The sequence below is a fragment of the Hoeflea sp. BAL378 genome (genome assembly GCF_000759435.1).
Taxonomy (GTDB): domain Bacteria; phylum Pseudomonadota; class Alphaproteobacteria; order Rhizobiales; family Rhizobiaceae; genus Hoeflea.
This window is the reverse complement of record NZ_JRJG01000038.1, coordinates 103,594-129,660: the sequence shown is the minus strand read 5'-3', so window position 1 is coordinate 129,660 and position 26,067 is coordinate 103,594. Positions and strand designations below refer to the sequence as shown.

The following is a 26,067-nucleotide window of genomic DNA, read 5'->3' as shown; positions in this document are numbered from 1 at the left end:
GTTTAAGCAAAGGCCGACCCGACCCTAGCTCGACTGGCGGCGGAAGCGACTGAAATCGTCGCCCCGCCGCGAATCCATTCTACAATACCGGCGGGCGCGCCAGGCCTTCCTGCCGCAGACGATCCAACATTTGTCCCAGGCGGCCTTCCCGGTAGGCCGGAATGTCCCGCCCGGTGTAATCGAGAAAGCCCTGGCCGGTCTTCAGGCCGATCCGGCCCTGTTCCATGTTGCGCTTGACGATGTCGGGAGCCGCATAGCGTTGATCCTGACGCGCCTCGCTCAGATAGGCGCAGGCATTGAACAGAATGTCGCCGCCGCCCCAGTCGATGAACTCGAGCATTCCCAGGACCGAGAACCGGAAACTGAAGCCGTAGCGGATCGCCTTTTCAATGTCTTCGGCGCTGGCAACGCCTTCCTCGACCAGCCGCGCGGCCTCGATCATGGCGACCTGCTGGATGCGCGGAATCATGTATCCGGGGCTCGGTGCGCAGACGACCGGCACCTTGCCGATGGATTCCAGGAACGAGGTGAGCCTCTGCGTCACCTCCGGCAGGGTCTTGGCGCCCGGGCACACTTCGACCAGCGGCACGAGGAACGCAGGATTGAGCCAATGGGCGTTGAGGAATTGCCCGGGCCGGGCCATCGCCGGAGAAAGGTCGTCCACGCAGATCGTCGATGTGGTGGAAGCGATGATCGCGTCGGGCCGCATCGCGGCCTCCGCGCGGGCAAGAACCTGCTTCTTGACCTCGAGATTTTCCGGCACCCCCTCGAACACGAAATCCGCGCCGGCAAGCGCTGCCTCCGCATCCGCATCTGCGACGATCCTGATCCGGCGCAGGATCGTGTCGACCCCCGAGAGCTCGAAGAGGCCGAGACGGCTCAGCATCTCCAGGATGTCGCGGCATTCATCGAGAACTTCCCGCGCCAGCGCGTCGAAGGCATCGGATTCGCGCGGCTTGATATCGACAAGCACCATCTCGTGGCCGGCATAGGCAAAGACCACGGCGATCCCGCGCCCCATCCTTCCGACCCCGAGACAGGCGACGACTTCCTTTTCAGCAGCCCGGCTCATGCCGCAAACCCCGTTCGCAGCAGGGCCTGCAGCTCATCCCTGGACAGGCTTCCCAGGCCGAGCGTCGCCAGCGTCCGCCCGTCCCGGGCGAAATCCCTGCCGCAGACGGCCGAGGCGATCGAAAGCAAGCCGCGCGCCACCGGCGCCTCCACCCCCGCAAGGTCGGCGAGCGAGCACAGCAAGGCAAGGCCCAGTCGGACGTCCTCCATCATGTACCGGTGCTCGGTCAGGACGATTTTCTCGCGCCAGTCTCCGGACTTGGTCAGGTTCGACCGTGACTTGCGATTGTACATCCATTCGTCGCCGTCGTCCCTGTAGTGATCGGCGAGCGGGAAATGCGGCGCGCCGTATCCCAGCGCCTCGCGTATCGCCACCCGCTCGCCATCAAGACGGTCGGTCACCCGGCGGATGGAGGCTTGCGTCCCTTCGTTGTGGATGTCCCAAGCCTCGAAATGCTCCAGCGGTCCCGCATTCATGAGGATCAGCGGCGGATGAATGATCGGGCCCGCGTTCATCAGCGCGGCCGACAGCACGTCGCCGCAGGATTCGACAACCCCGGGAAAGGCTTCGCCGATGACGGCGATTGCCTGGTCCTTGAGGACAAGCGGAAGGATGCCGGTCGGCAGACGAACCGCCCGGGTCGAGATGAGGACCTCGGCAAACCCGTGCTTTCGCACCAGCCAGGGCAGGGTGCCGGTCTCGGCGAATGCGACCCCTTCAAGCGTTCCGGCAGCGGCTGCCGCCCGGGCGAACACCACGGATCCCAGTGTCCCGGGCGGCAGAAAGACGACCTGCCCCGGAACCAGATGCGGCGCAATCGCCTGGGCCAGGTCCTCTTGCGCGTGCGCGGGAACCGGACAGAAGACCAGTTGCGCGCCCTTCATGGCCTCCGCGATGTCGGACGTGGTCATCTACAGCTCGGCCTCGCGGCTGCCGTCCCCATCGCGAACGGCGATCCGGTTGCCGAGCCGGCGATGGTTGTCGATATCGGCCTGCGCACGACGCCAAAGCCGGACGTCGTGTCCATTCAGCGCGAAGTCGCCTGCTGCCGCAAGCGAACCGTTTCCTCCACCGAGAACTGCGATTTTCATGTTCTATTCCTTATCGTGCACCGAATTTCATGCGGACGCTGCGGGGGCCGCATGCCGGAGAGCCTTGGCCGGCCTGCAATTCTGACCTGACCGATCTGAGCCTGGCTCAGACAAACGGAAGGTCATGCTCGGCGGCGAGCGCGGCCATCGCGTCCCTGTCCGTCATGTTGTTGATTTTCTGGAAATACTCATAGGTCAGGTTGGTGGGAGAGACCGAGAAGATCGCCCTCACCGGCTTGCCGGATCGATTGTGGATCGAGTGGGGCACGTTCATGGGCATCGTCACCATGTCTCCGCGTCCGATCTTGACGTCTTCCTGACCGAGGACCAGTTCCAGCTCGCCTTCCAGGATATAGATGAACTCGTCCTGGTTGGGATGGACGTGCCGGGGCACGAAGCTGTCTGCCGGCAGCGTCGCGTCCCAGATGAAGGAGGTCTGCGTCACCGCCATCGGGATGTAGATCTGGTCGAGGATATTCCAGGCCTGGCCATCCACGCCGGCTTTCGCCCGGACTGCGCCGCTACTTGCATCCATTTTGCCACTCTCCCTGTGATTGGCCTTCAAAAACACTGCGCCCGCCCGCTAGAGAGCCTGGCCGATGCGCCCGACCAGCGTGTCGAAAAGCGGATTTCCCGGCTTCTCCAGCTCGAGAATGATATCGAAATGGTGGAAATCGGGCATGGCGATCGAAGTCGCGCTGTTGCCGTTGCCGCGCCACGCCTGCTCATAGATTTCGGTCTGCCGCCGGAATTCCGATGATTCCAGACCGCCGTAGGAGACCAGGAGGTCGGCGACGCTTTTCCCGGGAACATGAAGGATTGGGCTGTTGCGCTGGATCAGTCCGGCGTCGAGCCGCAGTTCCTTGTTGACGAAGGTATGCTCGATGGGCGCAAGATCGAAGATGCCGCTGACCGACAGGGCCGTGCCGACGACATCGTCGCGGAAATCAAAATCCTTCTGCCATCCCTTCGCCAACAGCATGCCGACGAGGTGGCCCCCGGCGGAATGGCCGCCGATATGGATCCGGCCCGCATCAATGCCGTAATCGCCCGCATTGGCCGCAAGCCAGGCGATTGCCTGCCGAACCTGCCGGACAATCTCGTCGAGATCGACCACCGGCGCCAACTGGTAGTCGACCGTGCAAACCGCGATCCCCTGCCCGACCAGCCCGGGCGCCACGAAGATATTCTCGTCCTTCGAGGACGACCGCCAATAGCCGCCGTGGATCCAGACAAACAGCGGCGCGCCCGGTCCGGCGGGGAAAAGATCCAGCTTCGAGCCGGAGCGCTGGTCGTAGACGACATCGGCGATCCGCTCGACCCGCTCAGCCGCGTCCGCGCTGCGTTGCCGGTAAATCGCGTCCTTGTCGAAACCTGCGGCGGGAATGAACGCGTTGTACTCGTCATCCAGATTTGCGCTGTACGCCGCGTCCATACGAGCCTCCCTGCCTTGACCGTTGTCGGAACCGATCTGATGGCCGGATCCTGCAGGAGCAGTTTCGCAAAGTCAAATTATTTTATAAAATATCTAGAATTGTCGCAAATAGCTGCTACCCTCCCGGAAATCGCGAAGGAGAGCTCACTTGCACTTATTGATCATAGGCGCCGGGATCGGCGGCTTAAGCACGGCCCTGATGCTCGCCGAGCAGGGCATCAGTTGCAGCGTCCTTGAACAGGCTCCGGAGATCAGGGAGGTTGGCGTCGGGATCAACATCCTGCCGCATGCGGTCAAGCACCTGGCTCGCCTCGGACTGCTTGGCGAGCTCGAAGCCAACGCCATCCCCACCGGAACCCTGATCCTGGCAAACCGCTTCGGGCAGGAAGTCTGGCGCGAAGTGCGCGGCGCCAAGGCGGGATATGACGTCCCGCAATTCTCCATCCACCGCGGACGCCTGCAGAAGATCCTGCTCGATGCCGTGCGTGAGAGAGTGGGGGATGTGGTGCGGGTCGACCACAGGCTGACAGGCTTTGTTCAGGCCGACGGAGCGGCGACCGCGCTGTTCGAGACCGCGCAGGGGCCGGTCACCCTGCAGGCGGACGGGTTGATCGGCGCGGACGGGATCCATTCCGTGGTGCGCAAGGGTCTGTTTCCCGATCAGGGGCCGCCGCTCTGGAGCGGCGTGATGATGTGGCGCGGCGCCCGCGACTGGCCCAAATTTCTTGACGGAAACTCGATGACCATCCTGGGCGGGCGGCGCGAGAAGCTGGTGGTCTATCCCATTGCGCCCGGCACGACCGAGGACACGCGCCTGACCAATTGGGTGATCAATATCGGCATTGCCGCGCCCGGGTCCCCACTGCCCCAGAGTGAGGACTGGTCGCGCGAAGGCGCGCGCCAGGCGCTTCTCAAGCGAATCGACCGGTTCAGCAGCCCGCTTCTCGACGTCCGCGGATTGCTCGAATCCACACCCCAGTTCTGGGAGCATCCGATGTGCGACCGCGATGCGCTGCCTTTCTGGTCCAAGGACCGCGTCACGCTCCTGGGAGACGCCGCCCATCCGATGTATCCAATGGGCTCGAACGGCGCCGGTCAGGCAATCCTCGACGCCGCATGCCTGTCGCGCGAACTCGGCGCGCGCAAGACCGTGATCGACGCCTTCAAGGCCTATGAGGCGGAACGGCTTCCCCTCACAGCCGAGGTCGTGCGGCGCAATCGCCTGGGCGGGCCGGAAATGGTTATCGATCGCGTCGAGGAACTCGCCCCCGACGGGTTCGACGACATCGAGGCCCTTCTGCCGTACCCGGAACGCCTGAGGCTTTCGAACGAATACGCCGAAACAGCCGGTTTCTCGCAAGCCAGGGTGAATGCATGAATGGGCACGGCTGGGTCAGCGCCGGCTGACCCGGCACGCCCGGCAGATCTGTTGCGACATGCCGCGCGTCATTGCGCGGCAGGCTTCAGCTTCCAAGCCCGCCCAGGCTGGTTCCGCCACAGACATAGAGCACCTGGCCGGTCACGAAGCTCGCCTTCGGGTCGAGGAAGAACAGGGCGGCATTGGCGATATCGTCCGCCGTGCCGATGCGCCTGACCGGCACGGAGTTGGCGATCTTGTCCTCGAGTTCCCCGCCCTTCGGCACGATGCCCCAGAAATTTTCGGTCTTCACCGGTCCCGGAGCGATGACGTTGACGGTGATGCCCTGGCCTGCCAGTTCGAGCGCCCAGGTCCGGGCAAGGCCATGCACGCCGGCCTTGGTGGAGGCATAGGCGGAGCGGGTCGGCATCCCCATCGAGGCCCGGGAACTGATGAACAGGATGCGGCCCTGGCCGCTCTCCTTCATTCCCGGCAGCATCGCCTGCGTCAGCGCCAGCGGGGCCGCCAGATGCAGCTGGGCGAGCGTGAGAACATCCTCGGGCTTCGCATCGGCAATCAGATTGGGCAGGATCATGCCGGCATTGTGCACAAGTGCGCTGACCCTGTGGTCGGCGGCGATCCGTGCGGCGATCTCGGCTGTCGCGGCCGCATCGGTGAGATCGGCGGCATAGCCCGAGAGCTTCTCATGCTCCCAGCCGGGCAGCTCCAGGCCTAGGGAGACGACCGCCTCGCCGGCGGCCAGCAGCCGTTGTGCGATTGCCGCCCCGATCCCGGAATTGCCGCCGGTTATCAGCGTCGTCCGCCCCGCCATGCGCCTTACTCCGCGTCATAGAGCGCGAAGACGCGCAAGGGGCTGGCCGAGCCGCCCTGAATTTTCAACGGTGCCGCAACGATCATCGCGCCGAAGGTCGGCAGCTTGTCAAGATTGGTGAGACACTGGAGCCCATAGCGGCCATTGCCGTGCAGGATCGAATGGGCGGGCATCGGCGGGTTGAAATGGGAGCCCTGTCCTGCATCGGTTCCCACCGTCTCGACAGCCAGGCCGATGCAGTCCCGCTCATGCACCAGGAACTCCATGGCGCCTGCATCCGGACCGGGCGAATGCGCGCCGTCCTTCTTGAGGTTGAGATAGTCCGGGGTGCCGACCCGCTTGTACCAGTCGGTGCGCAGGGCGACCCAGTGCCGGGGCGGGATCTTGCCGTTGCGGGTTTCCCAGTCCTCGAGAAAGGCCCGGGTCAGCACGAAATCCGCATCCGCGGCAGCTTCCGCGGAAATATCGACGACAACCGCAGGCGCGACAAAGTCGCTGACCGGGACTGCATCGACCGTGTTGGACGGCAGGTCCCTGCCCGTCACCCAGTGAGCCGGCGCATCGAAATGGGTGCCGGTATGTTCATTCATGCTGATGTTGTTCCAGTACCAGGCCGGGCCGTTGTCGTCGTAGCGCGACACGGTCTCAACCCGGAAAGGCGCGCACTGGCCGAACTCGGCGGGCAACACAATCACCGGAAAATCGGGGGACAGTGTATTGGTCAAGTCGACGCATTTCAGCTTTCCGCTGACCAGGGCCGCGGCCATCTCAGCGCACAACGAACCGGAATTGCTCATAGGTTTTCCTCTCGGATGGTCAAAAATGGATCCTGCTGCCAGCGCGCCGCCAGGTCCTCGGCGACATCGCCGACGCACACCTGTTCCAACCCGTCCTGAAGCACCTGGACGACAGCCTGCGCGACCCTGGATGTCGCGACCTTGGGCGGCGGCACCGCCTGATGCCACGCATCGTCAATCGGTCCGCACAGCACGCTCGCAACACGGATGCCGACGGACGCCATCTCGCCGCGAAGACCGGCGACCAGCGACAGCCTGGCCGCGGCACTTGCCGCGAACCCGGCAAATCCCGCGTTGCCGGTCATGGCATAGATGGAATTGATGTCGACGAAGGCGGCGGCGGAATTCACGCCGTCATCCGAGCGCGCGCCCAGGGCCGGGCCAAAGGACTGCGCCAGCCGCAGCAGCCCGAAGGCATTGATGTCCATGGCCGTCTGCAGCGTCGCAAGCCTGCTGCCGGACGACACGCCCCCGGGGCGGACATAGCCTGCGGTGTTGACGATGATATCGACGCGGCCGCCAAGCGTGCCGGCCAGCTCGCTCACGCTGCGGCTGTCGGTCAGGTCCAGCGGCACCATGTCGATATTGGGCGTCGACGCGATCCACTCCTCCCCGTCATGGCGGAGCAGCGGGTCGGAATTGCCAAGAAAGACCGTGCCCGCGCCGGCCGCAAGCAGCGCCTGCGCGACATCCTGCCCAAGCCTGGTCCGTCCGTCGGTGACGAGAATACGGCGGTGCTTCGGCGCCGAGGTGAAGACGCGCAGTTGCGGGTCATCCTGCATATGCGGTGTCTCCTTCAACGGCAGGGCGAACAGGGCGGGATTGCCGCCGCGATCCAGGACCAGGCGCATTCTCACCTGGTCACCGATCGCGACGTCGCCGTGAAGATGCGCCACCGCGGTGGGGCCGGCGTCGAGCTGAACCGTCCCGATCCGCCAGGGCAGATGTTCGCGAAAGAAGTTGTCGGTGGTTGCGCGCACGACGGTTTCCGCCAGCAGGACCGCGGTCTGCGGCTGGTCGGCCCAGCGCAACTCCCCCCAGCAGTGAGGGCAGCGGTCTCTGGGCGGATAGGTCGCTTCGCTGCACCCCTCGCAGACCTGCAGGACGAACCGCCCCTGCCCGGCGCGGACCGCCATCGCCTTGGCGGCGCGGCTGCGCAGACGCGGCGGGACATGGCCCAGCCGGGACGGCGTCAGCGGATCCTTGCGCTTAGGGGGAGAAAGGGGATTGCTCATGTCAGGTCGCCCCTTCCAGCACGGCGGCGCCGGTGCAGACGCCGCGGTCGTAATTCACAAGTCCAAATCCCGACACCAGCGCCCGCCTGGCGTCGGGAACCTGGTCGCCCAGCGGGCACCCCAGCACCTGCCTCAACGCCTCGGTGACGTTCTGGAACCCGCCGGCCGCACCCGCCTGGCCTGCGGAGAGCTGGCCGCCATTGGTGTTGAGCGGCAACGATCCCGAGATCGTGAAATCATGCCTGTCGATGAAGCCCGCGACTTCGCCCTTCCGGCAGAAGCCGAGATCCTCCATCTGCATGGCCACGATCACCGGATAATCGTCGTAGAACTGGATCGTATCCATGTCTTCGGGACTGCAGCCGGCTGCCTCCCACAGCGTGTCAACATCCCTGACCCATCCGCCACGGACCTGGATGGGGTCTTCGGGAAAGGCGTTGTGGCGCTCGATCGTCGCCTTGATCGAGGCTGCAGCAAGCCCCAGGGATGCCGCCTTCTCTTCCGTTGTTACGATGAAGGCTTCGGCGCCCGCGCAGGGCATGACGCAATCGAGAAGATGTACCGGGTCGCTGATCGCCCGGGACGACATGTATTGGTCAAGGCTCAGCGGGCGCTTCATCAAGGCATGCGGGTTGGACAGGGCGTTTGCCCGTTGCGCCACGCAGAGCTTGCCGAAGCTTTCGCGCCCGACCCCATAGGTGCGCATGAAATTGTCGGTGATCAGCGCGAAGGTCGCGTTCGGCCCGCCAAAGCCATAGGGATACATCGCGTCTTGGGAAAACCGCGAGAACCCGGCAAGGGTCTGGCGGAAGCTGTCGACCTGGTTGGTGTCGGCGGCAAGGCAGACGACAAGGTCGGCGTCGCCCGACTGGACGGCGCGCGCCGCACGTCGGAGTGCCATGACCCCGCTGGCGCCGCCTGTGGGAATGTGGTCCATCCATCTCGGGCAGAGCCCCAGATGCTGGATCATGCCGACCACGCTGTCGGGTCCCGACGAAAAGCTGGCGAAACAGAACCCGTCGATATCGGCCGGCCCGAGACCAGTGCGTTCGCCGAGCGCGCTCAACGCGGCGCCGGCCCACCAATGCGCGGTTTCAGGCGAGTAGCGGACATAGGGCACGGTGACGGGGCAGCAGACCGCGACGCCGTCATAGGCGGCCGGGCGCCGGGTCAAACCCGCCGCCTCTTGAGCGCGCGCGTGTCATGGAACTCGCCCCTGGCCATGAGGTCGGCGACCAGGTCCTTGACCTTTCCCCGCAGGATTTTCTGCGTGGCGGTCAAGGGCAGTTCCGGGACGAAGGACACCCAGCCCGGGACCTTGTAATAGGCCATCTGGTCCAGCGCCCACTGCACGATCTCCTCCGCCTTGCCGGCCGACCCGTCGCCGGCGCCAAGGACGATGACGACGGCAACCTCGTCGCCGCGGGTCTCGTCCGGCGTCGCCGCAGCCGCGGTCATGCGGATGTCGGGATGGCGATTAAGGATGGTCTCAACTTCCACCGCGGCGATGTTTTCGCCCGACCGGCGGATGACGTTCTTCTTGCGGTCGATGAAATGAAACGAGCCATCCGCATCCCGCGAGACGATATCGCCGGTGTGAAACCAGCCCCCTTCCCAGACCTCGTCGGTGGCCTGCCGGTTCTTCAGATATCCGGAAAAGAACCCGTAGCGGGGATTGTCCCCGGCCCGCCGCACCAGCAGTTCGCCGGGCGCATCGCCCTCGACGTCGTGCCCGGCATCGTCAACCACCCGCACTTCGACGTCCGGCTCGGCGCGGCCGAAGCAGGACGTGCCGGTCTTGCGCGGCTCTTCAAAAGCGCAGATCACCCCGCCGCTGCCGGTTTCCGTCATCGCCCAGGCCTCGATGAGCGGGAAGCCGAAGCGCTGTTCGAAGGGCTCGTGCAGCTTCTTGTCCACGCCGGCGCCGAACCCGAACCTCACCGAATGATCCCGGTCCGCCGGCGATGGTTCTGCGCCGCTCAGCATCGACGGCATGACGCCCAGATAGTGAACCACCGTGGCGCGGCTCTCGCGCACCGACTGCCACCAGCTCCGGGGATGAAACCGGTCCAGAAGGATGATGCAGCCGCCAACCGTGATCATCGCCATGACCGAGACGGCCATGGCATTCATGTGGAACACCGGCAGGGGCGTGAGCATCCGCTCGCAGTCCTTGCGCAGGCTGATATATCCGCCGGTCGTCTCATACCAGTCGCCGGAATGCAGGAAGTACTCGTTGCTCAGGATGCAGCCCTTGGGCTGGCCGGTGGTTCCGGACGTGTAGAGTAGGGCGCATTCGGTGGAACTCCCCAGATTCACGCCGCCCGAAGCGGGGAGGGTCGCTTCGGGCAGCGTGTCTCCGGGGGAGATGACCGGCAGGGTGAGACCCGCATTTGTGGCCGCCTGGCGCACTTCGTCTGCCCTCTCGGGCAGGACGATCGCCAGGATCATTTCCGAGTGGGCGGCCAGGTATTCGAGCTCCGCCAGCCGCAGGTCGGGATTGATCGGCACGACCGAAGCGCCGAGGCTGTTGAGCGCCAGCCAGATCTCCAGATAGACCGGCCGGTTCTGCAGCAGCAATCCGACGCGGTGCCCTGCCCCGTAGCCGGCCCCGGCGAACCGCTTGGCCCAGCGGCCGACGCGTTCCCCCATTTCGGCATAGGAGACTTCACCGGCCGGGATCGCGTAGATGCGGGCGGTCTCGTCCAGAACCTGCAGAAAGGGCGCGTCGCCACGCCGATGGACGGCGTCAGAGAAGCGTTCGAAAACGGTTTGGTGGGACATGCGCCGCCCTAGATGAAGAGTTGGAGATTGCCGAAGGGGGCATCGAAATTGATCAGGTCGATCCGCTTGAGCTTGATCTTCAGCGCTCCGTCCACGTCGACCAGGTGATGCGACACCCAGCCCGAATAGCGCTCGAGCTGATCGCCGCGGGTTTCGGTGTAGATGAAGGAGGTCCTGGCCTTGCAGACGCCGTCGTCCTCGCCGAGCGACAGGACGCGCGGCCGCTCGAGCAGGTGGTGGCAACGGCTCTTGGGCTTCTGGCTGAAGGTGCGTTCGCCGGCAAGGCGCTCGACCCGCACCGTCAGCAGCAGCCGGTCTTCATACATCAGCGACGGCTGCATGATCGGATCCTGCTGCTTCCATTCGAGCGGCATCCAGTAGCGCCCCTCCTCGTGAAACAACGCCAGCCAGTCTTCCCAGCGCATCTCGTCGAGAGCCGCGACCTCATCATAGATGAAGTCCACAATCCGGTCCGGTTTCATTCCGCGGCCTCCACGCTTTGATCCATGTTGAGGGTCATGAACTTGCTCCAGGCATAGAACTGGTTGCGCATCTGCCGCTCGGAGGTTCCGTTGACCACCTCGTTCGCGTCGCGCGGCTCGTCCGCCTCGTACAGGCGGTGAAGGTCGATCCATTCATTGCCGTCCGAGCGCAGCCCTTCCTGGGCCCGCTCGTACATTTCGAGGTCGTCGTGGCCGACGATCGAGGTGGGCGCATTGATGAAGCGGTTGTACATAAGAGATCGCTCATATAGCTTGTCCGGCGCCCCGACCAGACGGAAGACAAAGCTCTCGACCAGGGTCTTGTCGACGGCGAGGGGGATGAAGTTGCGCAGGATCTGAACCGGCCCCTTGACCATGATATTGGGGAAATAGATCGTGTTGTGGCGGACATCGCCCAGGATCGCCCTGGCCCTTTCGGGTCCATAGGCCGCCTCCATCCTGGTCATGTATTCGGACACGTCGTCATAGTCCTGGTGGATCGAGCCAGAGACGCCGGTATGGCCATGGCCGTTCGGCCAGACGCGGATGCCCGCTCCCTCATAGAACTCGTAGGGCGACATGAACGGCGCATAGAGCTGCACGGCCATCGGGGTTTCGGTGAACTTGTGCTTCTCGCGCTCCCAGACGCTGACCGCCGTGCCGGCGGAGCTTTCATGGGCGACCATCGGATGGCAAGTGTCGGTCTGGTTGTCGACCAGCATCTTCCAGTTGCACTGGTGCATATAGCGGATCGGCGCGGCAATGATCTCGAGTTTGCCTTCGGGAGACCGGTCGATCATGTTGTCGATGGTCGACAGGGACTCGCCGAAATAATCTTCAAAGGAGAGCCCGTTGTCGGCGAGCCGGGCGAAGATGAAATCGCGATAGATCTTGACGTTCCTGACGCGGGCCAGTCCTTCGGATGCGGCATCCGTATCGAACCCGGTTCCCTCGTATCCCTTTTTCAGCGGGATCGCGAGAATCGATCCGTCGGTCTTGAACGACCAGGCGTGATAGGGACAGCGGAAGAACTTGCCGGTGTTGCCGCAGGCCTCGGAGGCGATCTTGACGCCCTTGTGCGGGCACCGGTTGTGCAGGACGTAGATCTCGCCGTCGCGATGGCGGGAGATCAGCAGCGGCTGGTGGCCGATTTTCGAGGTGATGAAATCGCCCGTATTCTTCAACTGGCTGGCATGGCCGACATAGACCCAGGTGTTTGGAAACAGGCTTTCCATCTCCAGGTCGAAAATCTCCTTGTCCACATAGGTATCCCGGTGAACGGCATAGCCTTTCACCAGGTCTCGTATGGCTTTCGCATTCCCACGGTATCGGTCCATGACAACCTCCCTTGCGGATCAAATATCCAGAACCAGTCGCGGCGTCTTCGACCGCGAAACACAAATCTGCATGACTTTCCCCGAAGCCTTTTCGGCGTCGGTGAGAATGATGTCCCGGTGATCGGGCTCGCCCTCGATCACCTCGCACTGGCAGATCCCGCAATCGCCCCGCTTGCAGTCGTAGAGCGGGTCGAGACCCGCCTCCTCCAGCGCCTCGATGATCGTCTTGTCGGCGGGGACGTGAACCACCTGCCCCGAACTCTTCACGACAACATCGAAGGCCGTGTCCGATGCGTGGTCGATCTCGGCTGAGAAGAGCTCGTAGTGGAGCTGGTCCGGCGGGAATCCCTGACTGCCCGCGATCGCCTTGACGGCCTCGATCATGCCGGTCGGCCCGCAGAAATAGACGTGGGCGTTCCTGGCTGCCGCTTTCAGCACGGCGGCGATATCGAGCGCGGTGTCCTGATCGTCGTAATGGAGATGCAGCCGGTCGCCGCAGATCCGTTTCATGTCGTCGACAAACGCCAGCCTGCCCTCGCTTCGTCCCGCGTAATGCACGTCGAACCGCCGGCCCGCGCGCGAAAGCTCGTCGGCCATCGACAGGATCGGCGTGATCCCGATGCCACCGGCGATCAGGATTGCGGGCCCGTCATGGTCCTGCAGGGCGAACTGGTTGACCGGGTCCGAGATCCGGACCTTGTCGCCCGGCTTGAGGGCGTGCATGAAGCGGGACCCGCCCCGGCCGCCCTTCTCAAGCAGAACGCCCAGCACCAGGCCTCCCAAGTCCGGCCCGGGCAGAGCGAGCAGCGAATAGGCCCGGCTGGTTCCGTCGGTCAGGTGCACGCGAACATGCGCACCCGCGGACCAGGCCACTTCCGCACCGTCCACGCCGACGAATTCAAGCCTCTTTATGTCAACGGTCTCATACGCCGATGACCGGAGCTGGTAGGTGTTGGTCCGCATCTCACACACTTTATGGTTTTGCATAGTTTTATATATGAAATAATGCCTGTCAAGCTATTTGCTCGGCAATTGCAGGACTCGGATTGATTTCCATCGTTTTAGCTGTAAAATTATGCATTAGCATGTATTGCAATTCCGGCCGGGCCTCCGGGCTCCTTCCGGGCACCCGGCCAATCCGAGGGAGAACGCGGCACATGCGGCGAATGGCGTCCTTCTCCGAGGCTTCGGAGGACCGGCGGCCATGAACAGGGTGAAGTGGAAGGGCGCTCTCGAAGAAACGACCAAGGGTGGTCGGGCCCGGACACCGCGAACAGCAATGTCAAACCAAACTGGGAGAATGAAATGTTAAAGAAAACACTGATGGCCGCCACGGCTGTTGCCGCCATCTTCGCCGGCAGCCAGACGACGCTGGCGGAATATCCGGAGAAGCCGGTCGAATTCGTCGTGCCGTTCCCTCCCGGGGATCTCGAGGACATCCTGACCCGGATGATCGCCGACAAATTCCAGGAAACCTACGGCGTGCCATCGGCGGTCGTGAACCGGCCCGGCGGCGGCGGCGGTCCCTTCCCCGGCGCGGTGAGCGTCGCCCAGGCGCCGGGCGACGGGTACACCATTGGCTCCTTCGTGCTCGATGTGCCGCTGATCGGCCACATGATCGGCATCCCGGACCTCGCCGACCAGCCTTTCGAACCGGTCGGCATCTTCCTGACCTATCCCTTCATCCTTGCCGCCGGCAAGGACGCCCCCTTCAGCACCATGGAAGAGCTCGCGGCCTATGCGCAGGACCACAAGGTCGTCGTCGGGCATTTCGGCGCCGGCGCCACCCCGACCGAGATCACCATGGCGGCCCAGTCCGCTTTCGGCTTCAAATGGGGCGCCGACGCGGCGTTTGATGCGCTCGACTGCAATACGCTGGCTTCGGGCGACGCCGACGTGATCAACACCACGCTGCAATTGATCCAGCCCTGCCTGGACGAGATCAAGCCCTTAGCGGCGTTCACCACTAGCCGTATAGCCACCCTGCCGGATGTCCCCACCCTGGGCGAGCTGCGTCCGGAACTGAAACTGGCCACCTGGAACGGGCTGTTCGTCCGCAAGGAAGTTCCTGCGGAAGCGCGGGAGAAGATTGCCGCGGTTGCCAAGGAAGTCATCGCCAGCGAGGCAGCGAAGAAGCTGGCGGACCAGACCGGCGCCCAGATCTACTGGCTGGACGCGACGCAAGCGGCGGCGGAAATCGAAACCGACCGGGCCACGCTCGGCCACATTGCGGAAATGAACGGAAACTGATCCGCCGCTTGTGAAGACCTGCCGAACTCAAGAGCCCCCCGACCCTGTTGCAGGGTCGGGGGGCTCTTCATGTCCGGGGACGCAAGCCAAGGACGCTCGCCTGAGAGCGGGCAAGCGGTGCCGATCCCGATCCGATCAGACGCTGTCGCCGGCAGTCGTGCCGGGCTGTTTGCCTTCGGCGCGGAGTGTGCGCAGGTGCTGGACGATGACGAAGACGATCGCAAGAATGATCACCACCGAGATCGGCCGGTCGAAGAAGTCCAGCGGGCTGTCGATGCGCGCCATGGATGCGCGCAGCTTGACTTCCATGATGCCCCCCAGGACCATTCCGAGGATGATCGGGACGACGGGCAGGCCGAGCCGCTTCAGGATCAGGCCGAAGACGCCGAAGCCCGATGCGATGGCGCAATCGGTGATGGAATTGCGCAGGCTGTAAACCCCGACGAAGCTCAGCGCCATGATGGTCATGCCGAGGAAGCGGGTGGGAACCTGGGTGACCTTGATAAGGGCATTGGTCGAGAACAGAAGGAAGATAACGACCAGCACATTGAGGATCAGCAGCGACAGGTACAGCGCCATGATGAAGTCCATGTGGTCGCGAAACAGTTGCGGCCCCGGCACCACGTTGTGGACATAAAACACCGACAGCATCATGGCCGTGAGCGCTTCGCCGGGAATGCCCAGGGCAAGCAGCGGTATCATGGCCGAGGGCGGGACGGCATTGTTGGAGGCTTCGGAGGCGATGATGCCTTCCGGGGACCCCTTGCCGAACATTCCCGGCTGCTTCGATGTCTTGCGGGCATAGGTATAGGACAGGAATTGCGCGGTGAACTCGCCGACGCCCGGAATGATGCCCATCGCCACCCCGAAGCCTGACGAGACCGACGCAACCCGCTTGTGCCTGAACAGCTCCGCGAATCCGCGAAACAGATTGCCCTGCACCGTCATCGGCTTTGGAACCGCGTCGCTGTCGACCATCAGCACCAGCGCCTGTGAGATCCCGAACAGGCCGAGCACCACGACGATCAGATCGAACCCCGAGGACAGCCACGCCTGATCGAAGGTGAAGCGCTGGGTGTATTTGACCGTCTCCAGCCCGACACTGTTCAGGAAGATGCCGAGAAAGGCCAGCATGCCCGCCGCCATGGCCTGGCCCCGGTGCGCGACGATGACCAGCACGATGCCCAGCAACGCCGCCAGAAAGATTTCGCGGCTGCCGAATTTCGGCGCGACCATCGCCAGCACCGGCGCGAACAGGATCAGGCAGAGAATCGCAAAAATTCCGCCGAAGAAGCTCGCCGAATAGGCCAGCGACAACGCCCGGTGCGCTTCGCCGCGTTGCGTCATCGGGAAGCCGTCATAGGTCGTCAGGGCATTGACCGGGGTTCCCGGCGTGTTGAGCAGCACCGCCGGAATGGCGCCGCCATACATGGAGGATCCGTAGATGCCCAGGAGCATGGTCAGTCCGACGACCGGCTCCATCGAGAATGTCGCAGGCAGCAGGATGGCGATGGCGGTCGGCGCCCCCACCCCGGGGATCGCGCCGATGATCACGCCGCCCACCGAGCCCACGAAGAGGGCAAGCAGGACCTGCCAGTTGAGAAGGATCTCGATCCCGCCGATTACAGCTTCCATCGGTCTGCTCCCCTAGAGATAAGACATGGCAAATCGGCGCAATGAGGCCGGAAGATGCTCGTACAGCTCGCCGACCGGCATGTTCACCTGCAGAATGGACTTGAAGATCAGCACGACCGAAATGGCGAAGAGCAGCGCTGCTCCATAGGCAACGGGTTTCCGATAGCCCAGCCGGAAGGTGACCAGCAGCGAGAAAAGCACCGTGGCCGGAAGGTATCCGAGAAACGGCACGCTCCAGACATAGACGAGCAGATAGGCCACATATTCCAGCGACCGCATCCAGAACACCGTCTCCTGCAGCCGGCCGGGCGTTCTCGGCGAAACCAGCGATCCGCACACATGCAGGATCGCGAACAGCAGCATTCCGAGAACGGAGACCGTCGGCCAGAAAGCGGGTTGCGAAACCAGCCCCATGCCCGACACCCACTCGACTTCCTCGCCGAGGTTGGCGAACAGGAACAGGCAGAAGGCCAGGAACCCCAGAGCGAAGACGAGGTCGCCCGGCGGGCGCTCCCGTTGAAGCACATCCAGATAGGATCTCAACCTGCTCATCACCTGTTCTCCCTCAATTCGTTTCCGGTTGGCCGATCAGAGAGGCAGAGGCAAACGTCATCCCGCTCGCCTGCCGTCAAGCGCCGGTTTGCTGCACCGGAAAAAGAACGGACGCGCCGATGTCCCGGCGCGTCCGCAAGATCAGGCCTTGCCGGCCAGCAGCGTTCCGCAATTGGGCACCTTGGGCTCGAGGCCCAGGCGCACCAGCATCTGGTGGGTCGTCGCCACCGCGGCCGAGAGAACCGGAACGCCGCATTCATCCTCGACCCGCTGGATCGCCGCCAGCGAAGGCATCTGCACGCAGGCCGAAAGCACCAGCGCATCGATGTTCTTGAGGTCCAGGCGCTTGTAGATCTCCACGAGGTTCATCGGATCCTGCGCCGCGACCTCGAGATTGTCCGGGATTTCCAGCGCGATGTAGTCCTTGACCTCGACGCCTTCGGCTTCGATGTACTCGGCCACCAGCTTGGTCAGGGGCTTCATGTAGGGCGCCACGATCGAAATGCGCTTTGCCCCCATCAGCTTGAGACTGTCCACAAGCGCCCCGGCGGAACTGACCACCGGTGCGGGATGGCCGTTTTCGACGGTGATCTTGTGCAACCGCTCCTGGCTCTCCCTGTGATAGCCCTTGCCCATGGCCATGATGGCGACGAGACAGGCGTAGCCCATCACGTCGACGGCGGCGTCGGAAAGCTCATAGGCGCAGCGGTCGCTGTCGCAGTCCATGGCCTTGAGCTCTTCCGGGGTGACCTTCTTCATCCGCATCCGCGAGGAATGGAAGGAAAAACGCTCCGGAAAGATGGTTTCGCGGGCGCGCAGCATGGCCGGGATTTCGCGTTCCATGGTCAGGTTTGACGAGGGAACGATCTGGCCGATCTTGATGGTCTGGTTCATGTCAGTCCCCGATCTTGACGACGGGATTGCGCAGCACGCCGATCCCGTCGACGCCGCATTCGATGACGTCTCCGGGCCACATGAATTCCTGCGGACTGCGTCCGGCGCCAACGCCCGCGGGCGTTCCGGTGGCAATGATATCGCCGGGCTCCAGCGTCATGCCCGAAGACAGGTCGGCGATCAGGGTCGGAATATCGAACAGCAGGAACTTGGTGTTCGAGCGCTGCTTTTCCTCGCCGTTCTTCTTGAGCCACAGGACGAGATTGTGCGGGTCGGCTATGTCATCCGCCGTCACGATCGCCGGACCGAACGGCGCGTAGCTGTCCTGCCCCTTGGAGAAGATCCACTGTCCGGCCCGCCGGTTGTCGCGCGCCGAAACGTCGTTGATGACCGAATAGCCGAAGACATGGCTCATCGCGTCTTCCTTGGAGATACGGGTCGCCCGCTTGCCGATGATCACGGCCAGCTCGACTTCCCAGTCGAGTTGCTGGGTCATGGCGGCGTTGTGCTGGATCGGCTCGCCGTCGGCGATGACGGCCGTCGGCGGTTTCGAGAACACCACCGGCTTGTCCGGAAGCTCCTTGGAAGTGTCGAGCGTCCGCGCCGATTCGGCGACATGCTCGACATAATTGAGGCCGATGCCGAAGATGTTCTTGCGCGGGCGCGGAATGGGCGCCAGCATCTTCACGTTTTCGACGGGCACGGCGATGCCGGCCGGGCGCTTGCCGTCGGTTTCGGCGATGGCGCGGGCCAAGGCCGCCAGGGCATCCGGACCCTGGTCGATCAGGTCCAGCATCGAGGTCGGAAAGTCTTCCCCGACGACGTGGCCGAGGCGCTCGACGTCGATGACCAGTCCGTCCCAGACAACACCAAGACGTCCTTCTGCCGCTGCCGCGGCACGATAGGTTACAAGTTTCATTTCTGGATTCCCAAACTGTCGTTATTGCTTGACGATCTGATGACCGTCATTTTCGTTCAGCGCCTGTTCGGCGTAGAAGCCGAGCTTTTTCATGGTAGGAAGATCATTGAAAGAGAAAAGGCACGCATCGTCGCCCGTCGCGGTGTTGCAGTGCTCGTGCCACATCCACGGCGGAACGCAGAAGATGTCCTTCTCCTTCCAGTCGAAGCGCTTGCCGTTGATGACGGAATAGCCCTCCCCCTTGGCAACCTGGTAGATGATGTTGCCGGTGTGGCGGTGCGCCTGGGTGTGCTCAGACGGACGCAGGAGCTGCATCGTGGCGCCCATGGTCAGCATCGGGTCGCCGCCGGTATGCGGGTTGCTGTAGCGCATGATCACGCCGTCATAGGGCGAGCCGTCGGTGACCTTTGCGTAGTTCAAGAGCGCCTCGTAGGTCGGTTCCCAGCGATACTGCAACAGCGGCGAATAAGGCTTGTCCCATTTGTCCATCAGCGGCAGCAGCCCCGGTGCGCCGTAGGTCAGCGGGCTGCCGTTCACCGGAAGATTGGTCGTCTGGTAGTCGTTGGGATGCACGGCGTAGAAATTGGCTTCCAGCGCATTGGTCAGCGGGATGTCCAAGCCGTCCTGCCACATGCAGATCTCGCCATCCTCGGCGATTCCATGTTCGTGCCAGGTACCGTTGGGCGTGATCACAAAGTCTCTTCCGCCCAGTTCCATCTTGTGCCCGTCGACGATGGTATAGGCGCCCTTGCCCTCCATGATGAACCGCAAGGCGGAGGCCGCATGCTTGTGCGCGCCGGCCTTCTCGCCCGGCTTCATCACCTGGATGCCGGAGAACAGCCAGCCGCAGGCGGCGCTGACATCCTTGCGCTTGGGATTGCGCAGATAGACCACGCGCCGCCCGGCGTCCTCGGGGCGGACCAGCTCGATGGCGCGCAGCACCTGGTGGCGCAGATCCGAATTGCGCCACAGAACGGGATCGGAAACCGGCGTCGGCTCCCAAGGCTCAATCGAATTGGCGACCGTCCAGAGGGCGCCGGTGTCGAGCTGTGCCAGATCGTCATAATAGGCTTTCAGCTCCGCGTTGTCCGCAACACGGGCGCGCCCGAGCACGTCATCGCTGTGTGCAGCATTGGTCATTGCAATGTTCCTTCCCTACTTGAGTTTGTCCAGGTGAAGAGGCTCAGACGACGGCAGATCGCCTTCAGGCGCTCCATCGGCTTCCTGTCGCGCGGGCTTTGTCGCCAAGGCGCTTTGCGGTGCGGTATTCAGATGAAGCTGGAAGACATCGAAGCGGTTGTAGTGCCCGATGATGTCGTGCATCTGCTTGGGCTGGATGCAGCGCGCCAGATCGATCTCGGCGTACACGATCCCCTCGTCATCGATAAGGCTGTCGCCCACGACCCGGCCATCGGGCCCGATGATCCCCGAAAACGCGCTCGACTTGCGTTCCAGCAGCGCGCGTGCGTCCGGCCGCACCTTTTCCATCTCGGTGATGATCTCGTCGGAGATGGTCGAGGTCGAGACGATCGTGAAGACCTTGCCCTCGAAGCTGTGCGACTGCCCGCGCAGCTTGATCGCCTCGGCCATGTCGTAATCGGGTGGGGCCACCGGCAGCGAGATGTAGCTTGCCGCATGCACCAGCTCGCCCTGGGCAAGCAGCGAAAACCGCGCCAGGGTGTTGGTGTTCTCGCCACAGGCGAGCCCGCCGAGAGGTCCGATCTCGGTGTCGTAGACCTTGAGGGTGGATCCGTCGCCGCCGGTCCAGGTGAGCTTTTCGGCCCAGGTCGGGACAAGCTTGCGATGCTTGCCGAGGATGGCGCCATCCGGGCCGATGAACACCAGCGTGTTGTAGAGAGCGCCAAGCGAGATCGGGCTTCGTTCGTTGACGCCGATCACCACATAGGCGTCGTTTGCCCTGGCCGCGGCGCAAACCGTCTCGATTTCCGGACCGGGCAGGAACACCGAAGCCCGTACCAGTTTCTCGAACCAGGCGCTGCCGGTCACCGGATCGGTGATCCAGCTCCAATAGGGATAGCCGGGGATGAAGACCTCGGGGAACACAATCAGGCGGGCCCCGTTGCCGGCGGCTTCGGAGATCAGGTCCGCGGCCTTTCTCGCCGTTGCCGCGGCATCGAGAAAGACCGGGCTGGCCTGCACCGCAGCCGCCTTGAAACGGGGAAATTCCTTATCGGGTAACATGGCGGCTCCTACCGGTTGTCTTCGTAGCGCTTGAACGCGGTGACGAGCGCGCCCACGATCTGGTCGACATGCTCGGCCTGCAGCGTCAGCGGCGGCGATATGATGATGTTGCTGCCGGCGGGACGGACGATGACCCCTTCGTCGCGCGCGAAGGCGGCGATCATCTCGCCCTGGCCCTTGCCGGGATCGATGGGCTCGCGCGTCTTCTTGTCGGCGACCATGTCGATGCCGACCATCAGCCCCTTGCCGCGCACTTCTCCGGCAAGCGAAGACCAGGACGGGATGCCGGCAAGGCCCTTGAGCAGCCGCTCGCCCTGGATCCTGGCGTTCTCGGGCAGGTTCTCGCGCTCGACGATGTCGAGCACCGCGTTTGCCGCGGCGCAGCCCAGCGGATGGCCCGTCGAGGTGTAGCCATGGAAGATGAACCCCATCGGCGACACGCCCTTGGTCCAGGCCTCGTAGACCCGCCTGTTCAGGACGGTGGCACCCATCGGGATGTAGCCGGCGGAGATGCCTTTCGCCAGGCACATGATGTCAGGCTTGACGCCCCAGCCGCGGGCTCCGAACATCGATCCCGAACGGCCGAAACCCGTGACGACTTCGTCCGAGATCAGCAGGATGCCGTATTTGTCCAGAACCTTGCGCATCTTCGGCCAGAAGCTCGCAGGCGGAACGATGACGCCGCCGGCGCCCTGCACCGGCTCGGCAATGAAGGCCGCGACCGTGCCCGGCCCCTGATTGACAATCGCGCGCTCGAGCTGAACCACGATCGCGTCCGCAAGCTCCTCGGGATCTTCCGTATAGGGATTGCGATAGGTCCACGGGCTGTCGATCTGGATACACCCGGCCATCAGCGGCTCATAGGCGGCGCGGTAGCCGACATATCCATTGATCGACGTGCCGCCGAAATGGACGCCGTGATAGCCTTGCTTGAGCGAGATGTATTTATAGCGGCCCGGCTCGCCGACGAGATGCCAATACTGCCGCGCCAGCTTCAGCGCGGTCTCCACCGCATCCGAGCCGTTCGCCGAGAACAGCACCTTGACCATGTCTTCTTCGGCGGCCAGTTCCATGATCTTGGCCGACAGCGCAATCGACGGTCCGGTGGTGGTGCCGGCGAAGCTCGAATAATAGCTGATCTTGTCCATCTGCTCGACGATGGCGGCCTTCACCTCGGGCCGGTTGTGCCCGACATTCACATTCCAAAGCCCGCCGATGCCGTCGAGATAGGTGCCGCCATCGATGTCGGTGACGAACACGCCGTCACCTTTGACAATGATCTGCGGCGGATGCTGATCCGAGATCAGCGGATGGATCATCGGATGAAGCTGGTGGCGCGCATTGTGCTCGCGGAGGAAATTGTCGTCCCTGACAGGCATGCTAATGTCTTTCCCTTTTGACGATTAACCCAGTGCGATACAGACTGACTTGGTCTCGAGATAGTTGTCCAGCGCGGACCGCCCGTGCTCTCTGCCGATCCCGGACTGCTTGTATCCGCCGAAGGGCATGTTCTGGTCCGGCAGGTTGTGGGTGTTCACCCACACGGTTCCCGCCTTGATCCGCGGGACATACCGGTTCACCGTATTGATATTGGTCGACCAGATCGAGGCGCCGAGCCCGTATTTCGTGTCGTTGGCCATCCGGACCGCGTCCTCGGGATCCTCGAACGGAGTGATCGTGAAGACAGGTCCGAAGACCTCCTCCTGCATGATCGCCATGTCCCGGTTGACGTTGGTGAAGATCTGCGGGCGGACGAAATAGCCCGCGCCGGCATAGGGGCTCGTATCCAGAAGCGGCGTAGCGCCCTGGGCGATGCCGCCGGCGATGCAGGCCGACACATGGGCCTGGTGCTTGGCGGAGACCATCGGATTGATCTGGTTGGCCGGATCGAGGCCCGATCCGATCGGCAGGGACTGCGTCACCTGCGCCATGATCTCGCAGACCTTTTCGTACACGCCCTTCTGGGCGTAGACCCGCGTCCCGGCGCAGCAGGTCTGTCCCGAATTGAAGAACACGCCCACGCCCGCGGCAATGCCGAGCTGGTCGAGATCCATGTCATCGAACATGATCATCGGAGCCTTGCCGCCCAGCTCCAGGGTCACCCGCTTCATGTCCCGCATGGCTTGGATGCCGATGCGCTTACCGACTTCGGTCGATCCGGTGAAGGCCAGCTTGTCGACATCGGGATGGGCCGTCAGGGCGGCGCCGGCTTCCTCGCCGGTGCCGGTCACCACATTGACCACGCCCTCCGGCAGACCCGCCTCGAGGCAAAGCTCGACCAGGCGGACGGTGGTCAACGGCGTCTCCTCGGCCGGCTTGATCACGACCGTGCAGCCGCAGGCAAGCGCCGGCGCGATTTTCCAGACCGCCATGTTCAACGGAAAATTCCACGGCGTGATCGCGCCGACAACGCCCACGGGCTCCTTGCGGGTATAGGCATTGTACTTCGTGCCCGGCGGGACGGAAACCGAGATGTCGATCGTGGAGCCTTCGATCTTGGTGGCCCATCCGGCCATGTAGCGCATGTAATCGGCGGAGGCGCCGACCTCGATCAGCCGCGACAGCATCACCGACTTGCCGTTGTTGAGCGTTTCGAGCTGGGCAAGCTCCTCGCCATTCGCCTCGATCAGGTCCGCGATCTTCAGCATCACCCGCTGCCGGTCGACCGGCGACATGGACGACCACTCGCCATTCAGGGCGGCCCGGGCAGCCTTCACCGCCTTGTCGACGTCCTCGACCCCGCCACGCGGAACGGAAGCGATGATTTCGCCGGTCGCCGGGTTGAAAACATCGAGGGTCTTGCCGCCCGCCGCGCCCAGCCTGTGCTTGCCGATGGTCATTTTGACCGGCGAACTCAGGAAATCCGCGACCGCGCTTTCAATTCGAGAGACGGGTGTTTGTGGAGCTGCAATCTGCATGGTCTTCGCTCTTTGCCGTAAGGGTCCCAAAACATTTTCGACCTCATCGGGCCGAAACAACTTGACCTATTTTACATATAAATTTATTCATTACCATACATTTTTTTGGAGACTGACATGGCTGAACGTTCATTTGCGAAAGAGGTGGAGGATCTCCGTCTCGGCGAAGGCGACATTTTCCGGGGGGAAGGAATCCTTGCCATTACAAAGGGTCTTCTCCAGGCCGGCGTGTCCTATGTCGGCGGCTACCAAGGCTCTCCCATCTCGCACCTGATGGACGTCCTGGCCGACGCCAACGACATTCTCGAAGAGCTCGGCGTGACTTTTCAGAGTTCGGCCAGCGAAGCCACCGCTGCGGCAATGCTCTCGGCATCGGTGATGTATCCGCTGCGCGGCGCCGTGGCCTGGAAGTCAACGGTGGGGACCAACGTCGCCTCCGACGCCCTCGCCAATCTCGCCTCCGGCGGCGTCACCGGCGGCGCGATGGTGATCATCGGCGAGGATTACGGCGAAGGCTCCTCCATCATGCAGGAACGGACCCACGCCTTCGCGATGAAGTCGCAGATGTGGCTGCTGGATCCGAGGCCCGAGCACGAATGCATCGTCAACCTGATCGAAAAGGGCTACGAGCTTTCGGAAGCATCCAACACGCCGGTCATGCTGGCCGTGCGGGTCCGCTCCTGCCACATGACCGGCAGCTTCGTCTGCAAAGACAACAAGCGCCCGGAGTTCACGCTCAAGGATGCGCTCAACAGTCCGAAGCGCGATCTCGACCGGATCGTGCTGCCGCCTGCCGCTTACGAACATGAGCAGGAGAAGATCAAGCACCGCATGCCGGCCGCGATCAATTTCATCCGCGACAACAAGCTCAACGAATTCTTCGGCGAAAAAACCGGGAAGACCGGGATCATCACCCAGGGCGGGATGTACAACAGCCTGATCCGCGCCCTGCAGTTCCTGGGCCTGAGCGACGCCTACGGAAACACCAAGATCCCGATCTATGTGATGAATGTCGGCTATCCTACCATCAATTCGGAAGTCGAGGAATTCTGCGACGGCCTGGACGCGGTCCTGATCGTCGAAGAGGGCCAGCCGGAATATATCGAGCAGTCGATCTCCACCGCGCTGTCGCGGGTGTCGGCGCCGACCAAGATCCGCGGCAAGGCCTATTTGCCGATGGGCGGCGATTACACCGCGGCCGTGCTGAGCGATGGCATCGGCCGCTTCCTCAGGGATTTCGATCCGGTGCAACTGGGCAACCGGCCGCCGGTGCCCGAATCCCAGCCGATCCTCGCCGACCCCGTCATCCAGAAGCTCAAGGGGGTCGTCCCTTCGCGGCCGCCGGGACTGTGCACCGGCTGCCCCGAGCGGCCGATCTTCGCGGCGATGAAGCTCGTCGAGGAGGAACTCGGCCAGCATCATGTCTCCGCCGACATCGGCTGCCATCTGTTCTCGATCCTGCCGCCCTTCAATATCGGCGCGACAACCATGGGCTACGGGTTGGGGGCCGCCTCGGCGGCGGCATTCAATGTGAAGGCCGACAAGCGCTCGATCGCGATCATGGGCGACGGCGGCTTCTGGCACAACGGCCTGACCAGCGGCATCGGCAACGCCGTCTTCAACAAGCACGACGGCGTCTTCCTGATTGTCGACAACTACTACTCTTCCGCGACCGGCGGGCAGGACGTTCTCTCGTCCCGGGCGTTCAACAAGCGCCGCAACACCAACAACACGATCGTCGACGCGGTGAAGGGCATCGGCGCCAAATGGGTGCGCCAGATCGATCACACCTATGATGTCACCCAGATGCGCGCGGTGCTCAAGGAAGCCCTGACGACTGAAGCGGAAGGGCCGAAGATCATCGTGGCCTCTTCCGAGTGCATGCTCAACAAGCAACGCCGGGTGAAACCGCAGATCAGCAAGGCGATCAAGGGCGGCAAGCGAACGGTGACGGCCCGGTTCGGCGTCGATGAAGACGTCTGCACCGGCGATCATGCCTGCATCCGGCTGTCGGGCTGCCCGTCCCTGTCGGTGAAGGATCTTGGAGACCCGCTGCGCGACGATCCGGTCGCCTCCATCGACAACACCTGCGTCGCCTGCGGCAATTGCGGCGAGGTGGCAGACGCCGCCGTTCTCTGTCCGTCGTTCTATCAGGCCGACATCGTTCACAACCCCAGCTTCTGGGACAAACTCAAAAGCAGCCTGACCATGCCCGTGATCCGCTTCCTGCAAAACCGTCAACACCGCCTTGCGGCAAGCTTCGAAGCGTGAGGCG

General features: G+C 63.4%; 22 protein-coding genes and 1 pseudogene. 3 read left to right on the top strand and 20 right to left on the bottom strand.

Annotated features, from left to right (window positions below):
- Nucleotides 1-79 precede the first annotated feature (79 nt).
- From LL06_RS10555 to LL06_RS10540, 4 genes and pseudogenes are all read right to left on the bottom strand, one after another.
- Nucleotides 80-1,072 carry a 3-hydroxybutyryl-CoA dehydrogenase gene (locus LL06_RS10555; protein ID WP_081963875.1) on the bottom strand — a complete coding sequence of 331 codons (993 nt, stop codon included), beginning with the start codon at nt 1,070-1,072 and terminating at the stop codon, nt 80-82.
- A pseudogene (locus LL06_RS10550) lies at nt 1,069-2,163 on the bottom strand (NAD/NADP octopine/nopaline dehydrogenase family protein). Before LL06_RS10550 ends, LL06_RS10555 begins: the two are co-directional and overlap by 4 nt.
- 106 nt (nt 2,164-2,269) lie before the next feature.
- The gene (locus LL06_RS10545) at nt 2,270-2,698 is read right to left on the bottom strand and encodes a cupin domain-containing protein (protein ID WP_035525861.1); all 429 of its coding nucleotides are present in this window, start codon (nt 2,696-2,698) and stop codon (nt 2,270-2,272) included.
- 48 nt (nt 2,699-2,746) lie between these two features.
- Entirely contained in the window at nt 2,747-3,598 is an 852-nt protein-coding gene (locus LL06_RS10540; RefSeq protein ID WP_035525859.1) for an alpha/beta hydrolase, read from the bottom strand.
- 148 nt (nt 3,599-3,746) lie between these two features.
- Between LL06_RS10540 and LL06_RS10535 the strand changes: the two genes are divergently transcribed.
- Nucleotides 3,747-4,976 carry a flavin-dependent oxidoreductase gene (locus LL06_RS10535; RefSeq protein WP_035525857.1) on the top strand — a complete coding sequence of 410 codons (1,230 nt, stop codon included), beginning with the start codon at nt 3,747-3,749 and terminating at the stop codon, nt 4,974-4,976.
- An 85-nt stretch (nt 4,977-5,061) separates the two neighbouring features.
- Here the strand turns inward: LL06_RS10535 and LL06_RS10530 are convergent, their stop codons facing one another.
- The 8 genes from LL06_RS10530 to LL06_RS10495 are packed head-to-tail and all read right to left on the bottom strand — an operon-like array spanning nt 5,062 to nt 13,385.
- Nucleotides 5,062-5,787 (bottom strand): SDR family oxidoreductase, encoded by a 726-nt coding sequence (locus LL06_RS10530; RefSeq protein WP_035525856.1) that lies wholly within the window; start codon nt 5,785-5,787, stop codon nt 5,062-5,064.
- A gap of 5 nt (nt 5,788-5,792) precedes the next feature.
- Nucleotides 5,793-6,584 carry a cyclase family protein gene (locus LL06_RS10525; RefSeq protein WP_052161405.1) on the bottom strand — a complete coding sequence of 264 codons (792 nt, stop codon included), beginning with the start codon at nt 6,582-6,584 and terminating at the stop codon, nt 5,793-5,795.
- Nucleotides 6,581-7,819 (bottom strand): SDR family NAD(P)-dependent oxidoreductase, encoded by a 1,239-nt coding sequence (locus LL06_RS10520; RefSeq protein ID WP_035525852.1) that lies wholly within the window; start codon nt 7,817-7,819, stop codon nt 6,581-6,583. The genes LL06_RS10525 and LL06_RS10520 overlap by 4 nt, the downstream gene beginning before the upstream one ends.
- 1 nt (nt 7,820) lies before the next feature.
- Nucleotides 7,821-8,993, bottom strand: coding sequence for a thiolase family protein (locus LL06_RS10515; protein ID WP_035525850.1), 1,173 nt, complete (start codon nt 8,991-8,993; stop codon nt 7,821-7,823).
- Nucleotides 8,990-10,603, bottom strand: a complete 1,614-nt coding sequence (locus LL06_RS10510; RefSeq protein WP_035525848.1) for an AMP-binding protein — start codon at nt 10,601-10,603, stop codon at nt 8,990-8,992. The genes LL06_RS10515 and LL06_RS10510 overlap by 4 nt, the downstream gene beginning before the upstream one ends.
- A gap of 8 nt (nt 10,604-10,611) precedes the next feature.
- On the bottom strand, nt 10,612-11,085 hold the full coding sequence (locus tag LL06_RS10505; RefSeq protein ID WP_035525845.1) for an aromatic-ring-hydroxylating dioxygenase subunit beta: 474 nt from the start codon (nt 11,083-11,085) through the stop codon (nt 10,612-10,614).
- A complete protein-coding gene (locus LL06_RS10500) occupies nt 11,082-12,422 on the bottom strand; it encodes an aromatic ring-hydroxylating dioxygenase subunit alpha (RefSeq protein WP_035525843.1) in 1,341 nt (446 codons plus the stop codon). Before LL06_RS10500 ends, LL06_RS10505 begins: the two co-directional genes overlap by 4 nt.
- Nucleotides 12,423-12,440: 18 nt before the next feature.
- Entirely contained in the window at nt 12,441-13,385 is a 945-nt protein-coding gene (locus LL06_RS10495) for a PDR/VanB family oxidoreductase (RefSeq protein ID WP_035525840.1), read from the bottom strand.
- A gap of 342 nt (nt 13,386-13,727) precedes the next feature.
- On the opposite strand from LL06_RS10495, the gene LL06_RS10490 reads away from it, so the two are divergent.
- Nucleotides 13,728-14,672 (top strand): tripartite tricarboxylate transporter substrate binding protein, encoded by a 945-nt coding sequence (locus LL06_RS10490; RefSeq protein WP_035525837.1) that lies wholly within the window; start codon nt 13,728-13,730, stop codon nt 14,670-14,672.
- Nucleotides 14,673-14,807: 135 nt separating this feature from the next.
- On the opposite strand, the gene LL06_RS10485 is transcribed toward LL06_RS10490, so the two are convergent.
- The 8 genes from LL06_RS10485 to LL06_RS10450 form a co-directional block, all read right to left on the bottom strand.
- Nucleotides 14,808-16,307 carry a tripartite tricarboxylate transporter permease gene (locus LL06_RS10485; protein WP_035525835.1) on the bottom strand — a complete coding sequence of 500 codons (1,500 nt, stop codon included), beginning with the start codon at nt 16,305-16,307 and terminating at the stop codon, nt 14,808-14,810.
- A 12-nt stretch (nt 16,308-16,319) separates the two neighbouring features.
- Nucleotides 16,320-16,859 (bottom strand): tripartite tricarboxylate transporter TctB family protein, encoded by a 540-nt coding sequence (locus LL06_RS10480; protein WP_035525832.1) that lies wholly within the window; start codon nt 16,857-16,859, stop codon nt 16,320-16,322.
- A gap of 141 nt (nt 16,860-17,000) precedes the next feature.
- The gene (locus tag LL06_RS10475; protein WP_035525829.1) at nt 17,001-17,753 is read right to left on the bottom strand and encodes an Asp/Glu racemase; all 753 of its coding nucleotides are present in this window, start codon (nt 17,751-17,753) and stop codon (nt 17,001-17,003) included.
- Between the two features lies 1 nt (nt 17,754).
- Entirely contained in the window at nt 17,755-18,672 is a 918-nt protein-coding gene (locus LL06_RS10470; protein ID WP_035525826.1) for a fumarylacetoacetate hydrolase family protein, read from the bottom strand.
- A gap of 21 nt (nt 18,673-18,693) precedes the next feature.
- Nucleotides 18,694-19,812 (bottom strand): cupin domain-containing protein, encoded by a 1,119-nt coding sequence (locus LL06_RS10465; protein ID WP_035525824.1) that lies wholly within the window; start codon nt 19,810-19,812, stop codon nt 18,694-18,696.
- 15 nt (nt 19,813-19,827) lie between these two features.
- Nucleotides 19,828-20,874: a carbon-nitrogen hydrolase family protein gene (locus LL06_RS10460; RefSeq protein ID WP_035525822.1), complete on the bottom strand. Its 1,047-nt coding sequence runs from the start codon at nt 20,872-20,874 to the stop codon at nt 19,828-19,830.
- An 8-nt stretch (nt 20,875-20,882) separates the two neighbouring features.
- Nucleotides 20,883-22,253, bottom strand: coding sequence for an aminotransferase class III-fold pyridoxal phosphate-dependent enzyme (locus tag LL06_RS10455; RefSeq protein WP_052161403.1), 1,371 nt, complete (start codon nt 22,251-22,253; stop codon nt 20,883-20,885).
- 24 nt (nt 22,254-22,277) lie between these two features.
- A complete protein-coding gene (locus tag LL06_RS10450; protein ID WP_210165718.1) occupies nt 22,278-23,714 on the bottom strand; it encodes an aldehyde dehydrogenase family protein in 1,437 nt (478 codons plus the stop codon).
- Between the two features lie 195 nt (nt 23,715-23,909).
- Between LL06_RS10450 and LL06_RS10445 the strand changes: the two genes are divergently transcribed.
- Nucleotides 23,910-26,063, top strand: a complete 2,154-nt coding sequence (locus tag LL06_RS10445; RefSeq protein ID WP_035525819.1) for an indolepyruvate ferredoxin oxidoreductase subunit alpha — start codon at nt 23,910-23,912, stop codon at nt 26,061-26,063.
- The last annotated feature ends 4 nt before the right edge of the window (nt 26,064-26,067 follow it).

Coding starts and splice junctions, on each gene's coding strand:
- LL06_RS10540 (WP_035525859.1), bottom strand. CDS start 3,598: ATGGACGCGGCGTACAGCGCAAATCTGGATGACGAGTACAACGCGTTC.
- LL06_RS10530 (WP_035525856.1), bottom strand. CDS start 5,787: ATGGCGGGGCGGACGACGCTGATAACCGGCGGCAATTCCGGGATCGGG.
- LL06_RS10470 (WP_035525826.1), bottom strand. CDS start 18,672: ATGAAACTTGTAACCTATCGTGCCGCGGCAGCGGCAGAAGGACGTCTT.
- LL06_RS10460 (WP_035525822.1), bottom strand. CDS start 20,874: ATGTTACCCGATAAGGAATTTCCCCGTTTCAAGGCGGCTGCGGTGCAG.
- LL06_RS10455 (WP_052161403.1), bottom strand. CDS start 22,253: ATGCCTGTCAGGGACGACAATTTCCTCCGCGAGCACAATGCGCGCCAC.
- LL06_RS10490 (WP_035525837.1), top strand. CDS start 13,728: ATGTTAAAGAAAACACTGATGGCCGCCACGGCTGTTGCCGCCATCTTC.
- LL06_RS10450 (WP_210165718.1), bottom strand. CDS start 23,714: ATGACCATCGGCAAGCACAGGCTGGGCGCGGCGGGCGGCAAGACCCTC.
- LL06_RS10555 (WP_081963875.1), bottom strand. CDS start 1,072: ATGAGCCGGGCTGCTGAAAAGGAAGTCGTCGCCTGTCTCGGGGTCGGA.
- LL06_RS10485 (WP_035525835.1), bottom strand. CDS start 16,307: ATGGAAGCTGTAATCGGCGGGATCGAGATCCTTCTCAACTGGCAGGTC.
- LL06_RS10465 (WP_035525824.1), bottom strand. CDS start 19,812: ATGACCAATGCTGCACACAGCGATGACGTGCTCGGGCGCGCCCGTGTT.
- LL06_RS10495 (WP_035525840.1), bottom strand. CDS start 13,385: ATGCGGACCAACACCTACCAGCTCCGGTCATCGGCGTATGAGACCGTT.
- LL06_RS10445 (WP_035525819.1), top strand. CDS start 23,910: ATGGCTGAACGTTCATTTGCGAAAGAGGTGGAGGATCTCCGTCTCGGC.
- LL06_RS10475 (WP_035525829.1), bottom strand. CDS start 17,753: ATGAACCAGACCATCAAGATCGGCCAGATCGTTCCCTCGTCAAACCTG.
- LL06_RS10480 (WP_035525832.1), bottom strand. CDS start 16,859: ATGAGCAGGTTGAGATCCTATCTGGATGTGCTTCAACGGGAGCGCCCG.
- LL06_RS10510 (WP_035525848.1), bottom strand. CDS start 10,603: ATGTCCCACCAAACCGTTTTCGAACGCTTCTCTGACGCCGTCCATCGG.
- LL06_RS10545 (WP_035525861.1), bottom strand. CDS start 2,698: ATGGATGCAAGTAGCGGCGCAGTCCGGGCGAAAGCCGGCGTGGATGGC.
- LL06_RS10505 (WP_035525845.1), bottom strand. CDS start 11,085: ATGAAACCGGACCGGATTGTGGACTTCATCTATGATGAGGTCGCGGCT.
- LL06_RS10500 (WP_035525843.1), bottom strand. CDS start 12,422: ATGGACCGATACCGTGGGAATGCGAAAGCCATACGAGACCTGGTGAAA.
- LL06_RS10525 (WP_052161405.1), bottom strand. CDS start 6,584: ATGAGCAATTCCGGTTCGTTGTGCGCTGAGATGGCCGCGGCCCTGGTC.
- LL06_RS10520 (WP_035525852.1), bottom strand. CDS start 7,819: ATGAGCAATCCCCTTTCTCCCCCTAAGCGCAAGGATCCGCTGACGCCG.